Annotated in this window: 11 protein-coding genes and 1 tRNA gene; 11 read left to right on the top strand and 1 reads right to left on the bottom strand. The window is 62.6% G+C overall.

All coding sequences use genetic code 11. From position 1 onward, the window contains the following. The first annotated feature begins 41 nt into the window (after nt 1–41). The 11 genes from P8Y39_12010 to tsaA all read left to right on the top strand — a co-directional run bounded on the left by P8Y39_12010 (nt 42) and on the right by tsaA (nt 9,406). Nucleotides 42–118 (top strand) — tRNA-Pro (locus tag P8Y39_12010). A gap of 77 nt (nt 119–195) precedes the next feature. Next, nucleotides 196–615 carry a 30S ribosomal protein S6 gene (rpsF, locus tag P8Y39_12005; GenBank protein ID MEJ2193041.1) on the top strand — a complete coding sequence of 140 codons (420 nt, stop codon included), beginning with the start codon at nt 196–198 and terminating at the stop codon, nt 613–615. A gap of 1 nt (nt 616) precedes the next feature. Continuing rightward, a complete protein-coding gene (ssb, locus tag P8Y39_12000; protein ID MEJ2193040.1) occupies nt 617–1,015 on the top strand; it encodes a single-stranded DNA-binding protein in 399 nt (132 codons plus the stop codon). Nucleotides 1,016–1,034: 19 nt separating this feature from the next. Then, entirely contained in the window at nt 1,035–1,262 is a 228-nt protein-coding gene (gene rpsR / locus P8Y39_11995) for a 30S ribosomal protein S18 (GenBank protein ID MEJ2193039.1), read from the top strand. Continuing rightward, entirely contained in the window at nt 1,262–1,543 is a 282-nt protein-coding gene (locus P8Y39_11990; GenBank protein MEJ2193038.1) for a DUF507 family protein, read from the top strand. Before rpsR ends, P8Y39_11990 begins: the two co-directional genes overlap by 1 nt. Next, on the top strand, nt 1,540–1,824 hold the full coding sequence (locus tag P8Y39_11985) for a DUF507 family protein (GenBank protein MEJ2193037.1): 285 nt from the start codon (nt 1,540–1,542) through the stop codon (nt 1,822–1,824). Before P8Y39_11990 ends, P8Y39_11985 begins: the two co-directional genes overlap by 4 nt. Nucleotides 1,825–2,196: 372 nt before the next feature. After that, complete coding sequence (locus P8Y39_11980; protein ID MEJ2193036.1) at nt 2,197–3,675, top strand: DUF3365 domain-containing protein; 1,479 nt, start codon at nt 2,197–2,199, stop codon at nt 3,673–3,675. 227 nt (nt 3,676–3,902) lie between these two features. After that, complete coding sequence (locus tag P8Y39_11975; protein MEJ2193035.1) at nt 3,903–6,791, top strand: chemotaxis protein CheB; 2,889 nt, start codon at nt 3,903–3,905, stop codon at nt 6,789–6,791. Nucleotides 6,792–6,809: 18 nt separating this feature from the next. Further along, nucleotides 6,810–8,528, top strand: coding sequence for an ATP-binding protein (locus P8Y39_11970; protein MEJ2193034.1), 1,719 nt, complete (start codon nt 6,810–6,812; stop codon nt 8,526–8,528). A 50-nt stretch (nt 8,529–8,578) separates the two neighbouring features. Beyond that, nucleotides 8,579–8,875 (top strand): HNH endonuclease signature motif containing protein, encoded by a 297-nt coding sequence (locus P8Y39_11965; protein ID MEJ2193033.1) that lies wholly within the window; start codon nt 8,579–8,581, stop codon nt 8,873–8,875. Between the two features lie 45 nt (nt 8,876–8,920). Continuing rightward, on the top strand, nt 8,921–9,406 hold the full coding sequence (tsaA, locus tag P8Y39_11960; protein MEJ2193032.1) for a tRNA (N6-threonylcarbamoyladenosine(37)-N6)-methyltransferase TrmO: 486 nt from the start codon (nt 8,921–8,923) through the stop codon (nt 9,404–9,406). A 120-nt stretch (nt 9,407–9,526) separates the two neighbouring features. Here the strand turns inward: tsaA and P8Y39_11955 are convergent. Beyond that, nucleotides 9,527–9,807: hypothetical protein (locus P8Y39_11955; protein MEJ2193031.1), on the bottom strand; the 281-nt coding region annotated here is incomplete at its 5' end.

Genomic DNA, 9,807 nt, shown 5'->3' with positions numbered 1-9,807 from the left:
CCTTGACTTCTGGCTCTAAACGGTTTTATTATTAACATTTACGGGGCGTAGCGCAGCCTGGTAGCGCGCACGGTTCGGGACCGTGAAGTCGGAGGTTCAAATCCTCTCGCCCCGACCAGCATACAGGCTTCTTGCTCTTTCTCCCCGGAGAGAGGGCTTTTTCGGACAAACGAAAAAACCATGGGAGGCTCACACGTGAACGTCTACGAAAACATCGTCATCTATGACGCCTCACTCGCCGACGAGGCGGTGGAAGGCCAGCTTGAGAGGGTCAGGGACATCGTTGCAGAGGCCGGCGGCGAGGTCCTCAGGGCCGACCCCTGGGGCAGAAGAAAGCTCGCCTACGAGATAAACAAGCACGCCCGGGGCAATTACGTCCTCTTGCTCTTCCGGGCGCCCGCCGAGACCGTCAAGCGGCTGGAGGACCACTTCAAGGTGACCGACGCCGTGGTGAAGTACATGGTGGTCAAGCTCGAGAAAAAGCAGCGGGAGCACGCCCTGCGGGCCCTGGAGGCGGAAGCGGCCCAGGCCGCCACGGCCCAGGCGGAAGAGGCGGAGGCCGCCTCACCGCCCGCCGAGAGCGCCGCCGCGCCGGAGACGGCGGAGGGGCAGTAGCATGTACAACCGCGTCATCATGGTGGGCAACCTCACCAAGGACCCGGAGCTGAGGTACACCCCCCAGGGAACGCCCATCTCCACCCTCCGGCTCGCCGTGAACAACCGCTACCGCTCCGGCGAGGAGATGAAGGAGGACACCCTCTTCATCGACGTGGTGGTCTGGGGCAAGCAGGCCGAGACCACCAGCCAGTACCTGAGCAAGGGGCGCTCCGTGCTGGTGGAAGGACGCCTCCAGGAGCGCCGCTGGGAGTCCGACGGGCAGCAGCGGAGCAAGATGGAGATAGTGGCCCAGACCGTGCGGTTCCTGGGCGGGGGACGCAGGGAAGAAGGCGGCGGCAGCCAGAGGGGCGGCGGAGGCCGGGCGCCCGACGAGACGACGGACATCGAACCTTTCTGAATAAAGAGGAGGAAGCACTGTGCAGCCCAGGAGATATCACAGAAGGCGGAAGTTCTGCCGGTTTTGCGCCGACAAGGTGGAGTTCATAGACTACAAGGACGTCCGCACCCTGAGGCACTACCTCACCGACAGGGGCAAGATACTTCCCCGGAGGGTCACGGGCAACTGCGCCGGCCACCAGAGGGAGCTGACCACGGCCATCAAGCGCGGCAGGAACATCGCCTTGCTGTCCTTCCTGGAGAAGTAGTGCGCATTCCGCGCACCTGGATAAAACCCATGGCGCGGCGCATCGCCGAGACCCTGCTCAGCGAGGAGCTCATCGTGCCCGACATCTCCCGCCAGAAGCTCCAGGAGGAGCTGGAACGGATAATCTTCGAGGAGCTTTCCGTGGAGGACCGCATCAACGACGAGGTCAGGGAGATACTGAAGAAGTACGAGGCGGAGTTCGCCAGCGGCCGGGCCGATTACCGCAAGATGTTCGACCTGACCAAGAGGCAGCTCGTCAAGGAGAAAGGGGTCATCATATGATGCTCTCGGACGAGAAGGTCACCCACATGAGCCACGTCATCCTCCAGGAGCTCCTCGAAAAGGACATCGTCGACATCACCGAGGACGAGAGCGTGGTCAGGCGGGCCATCAAGCGGGCCATCCAGATGCAGATGCACATCGGCGAGGAGATGGACGCCGCCGTCCGGAGGAAGATAGCCTCCCTCTCCCGCCACGTCCCGGAGGGAAGCCCCGAGTGGGAGACCCTCTACCAGAAGTACTTCCGCGAAGAGCAGGTCAGGCACGGCCTGCCGGTAGAGTAACACCCTCTCCCCTCCGACAGTCCTCCCGCGGGCCGCGCCGCAGGTCCGCCGCATGAACCGCGGGCCGGAGGGCGGACGGAGGTCTTCCTGCCCTTCTGCAATTTGTCCGCCACCTCCCAGAGCCTTCGGCACATCCTGAACCCATAGCCCGTTAGGGCGTTGGGGTTCGCCCATGCGCCCTACCGGACTGAAAGGCGGCGAATGTGCGAAATCGGCAAAATTATAAGCTGCGCCGCACGCGCTCTGGCGCCTCGCGGGGCTGCCCCCCGCCTGCTTCACCACTTCTTCCCCGAACTCCGGGGTTTTTTGCACGCCATGTGGAAACCGGAACGGATGTGATAGTATTTAGAAAGAACACCTTTTGCGGCGAAGATGCTTAAGGAGCTGAGTCCAAAAAGGAAGTTCGCCCTGATGCTTGTGGCCGTCTACGCCGTATCCCTGCCGATTGTCTCCGGAGGAGCGTATGTCATCCTGAAGAGAAACGCCGTCAGGGACGCTTACAACATGGGGAGGGTCCACCTCTCCACCATAGGGGCCATAAAATACTACGTCGCGCACGACCTGAGACCCGTGCTGTACGAGGAGATACCGGGCAGGTTCATCCTGCAGGGCATGTCCAGGTCTTACGTGGCGGGGGAAATCGCCCGCAGGATACACCGGGAGGACCCCGACTATGTATATAAAAACGCGTCGCTTAATCCCAGGAACCCTCAGGATGCCGCCGATGACTTCGAGGTCAAAATAATAAACACGTTCATAGCGGACAGGAAGCTCAGGGAATGGAAGGGGTTCAGGACGAGGCAGGACGGCGAATATTACGTAATCGCAAGGCCCGGCGAACCGTTCGAAGAGAGCTGCCTTTACTGCCACGGCGACCCCGCCGACGCCCCTCCGGAGCTGATTAAGAGATACGGCTCCACCGCGGGCTTCGGCATGAAGGTCGGCCAGCTGGCCGATGCACGGTTCATATACATTCCCATAAGCGTGCCCCTCGCCTCGGCGAGGAAGGCGGTGGCGGTGTTCATCGGTTTCTACACGCTGTTTTTCGCCGTTATCCTCTTCATTATCAACATGCGTTTCAGGGGGCTTTACAGCCGGATAGATTCGGACAAGAGAAAGATAGACTCCATCAACACCGACCTGTCGGAGCTGAACCAGCAGCTCGAGGCCCTGGTGGCCGAAAGGACGATGAGCCTGATGGCACTGACCGTCGCCGACAAGGTCAGGAACCCGGCCACCGTCATAGCGTGGACGTGCAAGCGGCTGCTCGAGAAGGAGAGGGTCCCGGAGAAATTCGGCGAGGACATCCAGGACGTCATCGGCGAATCGGGAAAGCTGGAAGCCATAGTGAGGGACTTCGAGCTTCTCAGCAAGAGCAGGCAGTCCGTGTTCAGTTTCGAGGACATCAACACGGTCGTCAAGGCCATCGCTCCCCTCGTGGAAAAAGAGGCCGCCGAAAAGGGGCTTCACCTCGCCATGAACCTCCCGGAGCGGCCCCTGAAGATAAACCTTCAGAAAAACCTCCTAAGGGTGGCGATACTGCACGTCATAAGAAACGCCATCGACGCCACGCCGGAAGGGGGAACGATAACCGTTACGACCTCGGGCGACAAGGACAGCGTTGTACTGGCCGTTTCCGACACCGGCGCGGGAATACCGAAGGCGGACGTGGAGAAGATATTCGACCCGTTCTTCAGCACCAAGCGGTTGAGGTACGGCCTGGGGCTGCCCATGGTAAAGCAGATAGTTTCGGAGCACTTCGGGGAGATAGAGGTGCAGAGCGAGCCCGGAAAGGGCACCACGCTGAGGATGGTATTCCCGGTCAGATGGATGGAGAGGCCCGCGGCCTGAAAAAGTCTCCCTCTCGCCGGACGGTCAGCCTCTCTCCGGCACCCCCGGCTGAGCCGCCTTCTTTGAGCCCTCCTTTCTGAGCTTCTTGCCCTGGTGGCAAGGCCTTTCCCTTCTGCGCACGCCCGGCCTGTGCATGCATATTTTCCCTTAAGGGCATTGTATATTTTCCTGAAGAGCGCTAACATAAAGATGAACCTGCCGCGTCTCGCTCTGGGGAGGTCGGGTCAATGGGCGATTTCTATGTCGTGGGCATAGGGGCCTCGGCCGGGGGGCTGGGGGCCCTGGAGCGCTTCTTCGGGCACGTCCCCTCCGAAGACAGGGCGGCCTACGTGGTTGTGCAGCACCTGGCCCGGGGGAAGGAGAGCATCATGGACAGCATCCTCCAGAAGTACACGGCCATGCCCGTGGCCCAGGCCAGGGACGGGATGAAGGTAGAGCCCGACCACGTCTACCTGAACCCCCCGGACAGGGAGCTGGAGATAAAGGACGGCGTGCTCTACCTCTTTCCCCCGGTGGAGGGAGATGGACGCCCGCCCCAACCCATAGACCGCTTTCTCCGCTCGCTGGCCGCGGACATGAAGGACTTCGCCATAGGGGTCATCCTCTCCGGCGCCGGGACGGACGGCACCCTGGGGATGCGGGCGGTCAAGGGCGAGGGGGGCTTCACCGTGGTTCAGGACCCCCGTGAGGCCGAGTACGACGGGATGCCCCGGAGCGCCGTGGACACCGGGCTGGTGGACGAGGTGCTCCCCGTGGAGCAGATACCGGGGAAGATACTGGAGTTCATCGGCCGGCATGCCGCCCTGAGGGAAGAAAGAGCTATCCCCGAGGAGGCCTTCCGGGCGGCGGCCCGCAAGGCTTTCATGCTCGTGGAGAAGGCCACGGGCCACGACTTCACCCATTACAAGGAGGGCACCGTGCGCCGAAGGATGGCCCGCCGGATGGCCATCAACCGGGTGGACGACCCGGAGGAGTACGTCCGGCTCCTCCAGGGCAAGCCCGAGGAAGTAAACGCCCTCTTTCAGGACATGCTCATCGGCGTTACGAACTTTTTCCGCGACCGGCTGGCCTTCGAAGCCCTGGAGAAGAAGGTCCTCCCGGCGATATTGAAAGGGCGCTCCCCCGACAACCCCGTCCGGATTTGGGTGCCGGGGTGCTCCACCGGGGAGGAGGCATACTCCATAGCCATGGTCATGCTGGACGCAATGGAGCGGATGAACGTGCACGTTCCGCTTCAGGTCTTCGGCACGGACGTCGACCCGGAGGCCATCGAGCACGCCCGCACGGGACGGTATTCGGAGAACATCGCCCAGGACGTGGGACCGGAAAGGTTGAAGACGTACTTCAGCAAGGAGAACGAGGAGTGGCAGGTGAAGAGCCACCTGAGGGAAAAGGCGGTCTTCGCCGTGCAGAACCTCTCGAAGGACCCCCCTTTCTCGCAGCTTGACCTGATAAGCTGCCGGAACGTCCTTATATACATGGACGAGGAGCTTCAGGGAAAGCTGATGCTCATCTTCCACTACAGCCTGAAGAAGGGCGGCTTCCTGTGGCTGGGGACCTCGGAGACGGTGGGCTCCAATACCGACCTCTTCGCCCCCGTGGACGTCAAGCAGAAGATATTCCGGCGGAGGGAGGCCCCCGGGGGTGTGCATGCCTATCCCCTGGAGATGTTCGGAAGGGCCGAGGAGAGGGCCAGGGCCAGGATGCCGGAGTTCCGGGGAGAAAAGCCCGTAAAGAGAATGGCGCGCATGGCCGAGACGGCCATCCTGGAGCACCTGGCGCCGGCCTCCGTGCTGGTGAACGAAAGGCACCAGGCCTTGTACTTCCACGGCGAGACGGAGTGGTTCCTCTCCCCGCCCAGGGGAGAGGCGGCCTACGACGTCCTGAAGATGGCCAGGAAGGGCGTGGACATGAAGCTGGCCACGGCGCTTCACCGGGCCCAGACCAAGGGGGAGACGGTGGTGAGCGAGGGCCTGGAGGCCAGAAGGGACGGCATGAGCCTCACCTTCGACCTCGTGGTCAAGCCCCTCCGGGAGCCCGAGAGCCTGGAGGGCACCTACCTCGTCGCCTTCCGCCTCCGGGGAAAGCCGGAACGCACGGAGGAGAAGGAAAAGAGGGAAAGGGAGCAGAAAGCGCCCGTGCCGGAGGCCGACCGCGAGCGCGTGGCGGAGCTCGAAAAGGAGCTTCAGGGCACGCGGGAGTACCTGCAGAGCACCGTGGAGGAGCTGGAGGCCTCCAACGAGGAGCTCCGGTCGGCCAACGAGGAGCTTCAGAGCATGAACGAGGAACTGCAAAGCACCAACGAGGAGCTGGAGACGGCCAAGGAGGAGATGCAGTCGCAGAACGAGGAGATGGACTCGCTGAACGCCGAGCTGGAGAGCAAGGTCAACGACATCTCGGAGGCCAACAGCGACCTGCAAAACCTGCTGAAGAGCACGGAGCTGGGCGTGGTCTTTCTTGACGCCGACTTCCGCATCAAGCGCTTCACGCCGGCGGCCACGGCTGTTTTGAGCCTTATCGCCTCGGATGTGGGCCGCCCCCTGGGGGACCTGAAATCGAAGATCGTGGACAACAGGCTCGTCGAGAAGGCCCGCCGGGTGCTGGACACGCTGGAGAAGTACGAGGAGCAGGTGCAGACCGAGGAGGGGGAGTGGTACGGGATGCGCATCACGCCCTACCGGACGGTGGAAAACGTGATAGACGGCGTGGTGCTGACCTTCGTGCACATCACCCACGTAAAGAAGGCCGAGCAGGAGGCCCAGGAGGCCCGGGCGGTGGCCGAGGGCATCGTGGAGACGATACGGGAGCCCCTTCTGCTGCTGGATGGAGACCTCACGGTGCGGTCGGCCAACCCAGCCTTCTACAGAATGTTCCATACCAGCCCGAAGAAGACCAGAGGCAAGAACGTCTGCGAGCTGGGCGACAGGCAGTGGGACACGCCGGAGCTGAGAACCCGCAAGGACCATCCCGTTGAGGACTTCAGGGTGCAATACGATTTTCCGGAGACGGGGCGCAGGACAATGCTCCTGAACGCCCGGAAGGTGCATGTGAAGGGCCGGGAGGCGGGGCTTATCCTCCTGGCCTTCCAGGAGGTGACGGGGGAGCACGCGCAATAGGGGGAACGAGGGGAGTTTATGGCGGATAACAGACATGAAAACAAGAAATTGAGGGAGAAGGCGGAGGAGCGGGTGCACCGGGGGTCCGCAAGAGGAATTCCCAAGAAACTCGCTTTCGAGGAAAGGGCCAGGGTTCTTCATGAGCTGGAGGTCTACCAGGCGGAGCTCGAGATACAGAACGAGGAGCTGAGGCGCGCCCAGGCGGTGCTGACCGAGTCCCGGGGGAAGTACAGGGACCTTTACGACGACGCCCCGGTGGGCTACGCCACCCTGGACGAGCGGGGCGTCATACGGGAATGCAACCGCACCCTTTCGGACTGGGTGGGGGTGCCCGGGAAGCAGATGGCGGGAAGGCCGCTTTACGTCTTCGCCAAGGAGGGAGACGGCGACTACATCTACCGGCACCTGCGCAGGGTCGCCCAGAGCCGGGGGCACGAGACCGTGGAGGCCACCCTCCGGGGAAAGGGGGGCAGTCCCCGGGTCATGCTTCTGGACACCCTGTGGCGCGACGACAAGAACGGGTACGGTTCGCTCCGGACGGCAATCATGGACGTCACCGGGCAGAAGGAGACCCAGGAGGAGCTGAGCCAGTTGCGCGAGAGGCTCTATCACACCGAGAAGATGGAAGCACTGGGGCAGTTCGCGGGGCGGGTGGCCCACGATTTCAGCAACCGGGCGGCGGCCATCATCAACTTTGCCGGTTTCCTGACGATGAAGATGGAGCCGGAGGACCCCATGAGGACCTATGTCGAGCAGATACTCTCCTCCGCCTCCGAAGCCGGGAAACTGGCCCAGAGCCTCCTGGCCTTCGGCAGGAGGGAGCCCACCGAGCCGCGCGCCGTGGACCTCAACGAGGTGGTCTGCGACGCGGCGAAGCTGCTCCGCGGCATCCTGAGCGAGGACGTCGCCCTGGACACGGACCTTTGGGAGGAGCCCCTCGCCCTGCTCTCGGACCCGGGACAGATAGAGGGCATCATCATGAACGTGGCCGCCAACGCCTCCGACGCCATGCCCCGCGGGGGACGCATGCTCATCCGGACAGCCCGCGTGCGGAGGGACGACCCCTTCGTCAGGGCCCACGGCGGGGGCGGCGAGGGATGGTACGCCGTCCTCTCCGTCCTAGACACCGGCACGGGAATGGAAGAGGCGGTGCGGGAGAGGATGTTCGAGCCCTATTTCACGACCAAGGGGGGACGGGGCACCGGGCTGGGGCTTTCCATCGTCTATGCGGGGGTCAAGGAGCTCGGGGGGTTCGCCCACGTGGAAAGCGAGCCGGGGCGGGGGACCTCGGTGAACGTCTACCTGCCCTTGACGGCCTCGGAACCGGAGGCGGAGACGCACGAGGAAGAGCTTGCCGGGGGGACGGAGACGGTGCTTCTGGCCGAGGACGACGCGCAGGTGCGGGCCAGCCTGGCCGTGCTTCTGAGGGAGGCGGGCTACACCGTGCTGGAGGCCGCGGACGGCGGGGACGCCCTCAGGAAGTTCCTCACCCACAGGGAAGAGACAGGGCTTCTGCTCCTGGACGTCATGCTCCCGCGGATGAACGGCAAGGAAATCTACGACGCCGTCTCGCGGATACGGCCCGACATCAAGGCCCTCTTTCTGAGCGGCTATCCCGCCGACATCCTGAGAGAGGGAAAGACCATACCCGTGCCCGAGGAGAGGTTCCTTTACAAGCCCGTGGCGCCGGCGGCGCTTCTGAAGAAGATGCGGCAGGTGCTTGACGCGGGGGCCTGAGAGGCCCGTGCTTACTGCGGCGCCCTCCCTCGCTCTGTTAGAATAAGTATATGGATTATTTTGTCGTCGAAGCCGGTCCGGAGGACATCCGCAGGGAGAAGGAGAAGGCGCGGAAGCTCAGGAGCACGCGGTGGTGGAAGGAGAAGCTCGCCCGCGGCACCTGCCATTACTGCGGAGGGAAAGTAGCCCCCGGGGAGCTGACCATGGAGCACGTGGTGCCCCTGGTGCGGGGCGGCCTCTCCCGGAAGAACAACCTCGTGACGGCCTGCAAGGACTGTAACAGCAAGAAGAAGTACATGCTCCCCATGGAGTGGGACCAATACATGAAGAAGCTCCGGGGGGAGTAAGACGCGCTCCGCTTGATCGAACCCGCGCACGCGGTCTTGCCGCCCATGATTGAGATACGATACAAGGCGATTGGATTGATCCATTCCCCGTTCAAGGAACCCCGGGGGACGCCCATTCAGCCAACGGGCGCCCGGGGCGTCGATGGAAAAGTCGAAGTGTTTCCGCAATATGCCGAGGGCTTGAAAGACCTGGAAGGGTTTTCCCACATCATTTTGATTTACCACTTCCATTTATCCAAGGGGCCGGCCCTGACGGTAAAGCCCTATCTGGATACCGAAGTCCACGGGGTCTTCGCGACACGCAGCCCCAGCAGGCCGAACCCGATAGGCATTTCGGTCGTGCGCCTTCTCGGCATCGAAGGCAACACGGTGCATATCCGGGACATCGATGCCGTGGACGGGACCCCCCTTCTGGACATAAAGCCTTATGTCCCGCAAGTCGACACGAGGGAAGCGGCGAAAATAGGATGGCTCCAGAAGAACGTCCACAAGCTTCCCGCCGCCCGGGACGACGGCAGGTTCGAACAATGATGTTTGGGGATTAGGATGCCGTGCGCGCTTCTGCATCGGCATGCCACGTCTTCCGATGGACCGCCGCGCATCGCCGGAATGACGATATGGGAACGCATCGAGACCGGTCGCTCGTTTATTTCATAATCTCTTCACAATCGGCGAGTACACTTTTTCATAATGCTGCGCATTATCATTGCCTTGTTGGCTTTCGCAGTAGCCGTTCAGAATACCTGCCCGTACGGATACGCGGGCAAGACGGCCGTTGCGGCGCCTCGTGTGCACACCTGCCCACTGAAGGACCACCAACCCGTAAGGTCCGGTGCGCACAATGACGTCAACACGCATTCCCCCCATGTCAACGGTCCCTTCGTCTTTATCTCCGTTTTGGACGGCGGAGCTTTTATGGCCTGCGGGCCAGC

It is taken from the genome of Nitrospirota bacterium (genome assembly GCA_037386965.1).
Classification (GTDB): Bacteria; Nitrospirota; Thermodesulfovibrionia; order Thermodesulfovibrionales; family JdFR-86; genus JARRLN01.
Note: the sequence above shows the minus strand (reverse complement) of the source record. Positions and strands in the feature narration are given on the sequence as shown.

Coding starts and splice junctions, on each gene's coding strand:
- ssb (MEJ2193040.1), top strand. CDS start 617: ATGTACAACCGCGTCATCATGGTGGGCAACCTCACCAAGGACCCGGAG.
- P8Y39_11985 (MEJ2193037.1), top strand. CDS start 1,540: ATGATGCTCTCGGACGAGAAGGTCACCCACATGAGCCACGTCATCCTC.
- P8Y39_11980 (MEJ2193036.1), top strand. CDS start 2,197: ATGCTTAAGGAGCTGAGTCCAAAAAGGAAGTTCGCCCTGATGCTTGTG.
- P8Y39_11975 (MEJ2193035.1), top strand. CDS start 3,903: ATGGGCGATTTCTATGTCGTGGGCATAGGGGCCTCGGCCGGGGGGCTG.
- P8Y39_11970 (MEJ2193034.1), top strand. CDS start 6,810: ATGGCGGATAACAGACATGAAAACAAGAAATTGAGGGAGAAGGCGGAG.
- P8Y39_11965 (MEJ2193033.1), top strand. CDS start 8,579: ATGGATTATTTTGTCGTCGAAGCCGGTCCGGAGGACATCCGCAGGGAG.
- tsaA (MEJ2193032.1), top strand. CDS start 8,921: ATGATTGAGATACGATACAAGGCGATTGGATTGATCCATTCCCCGTTC.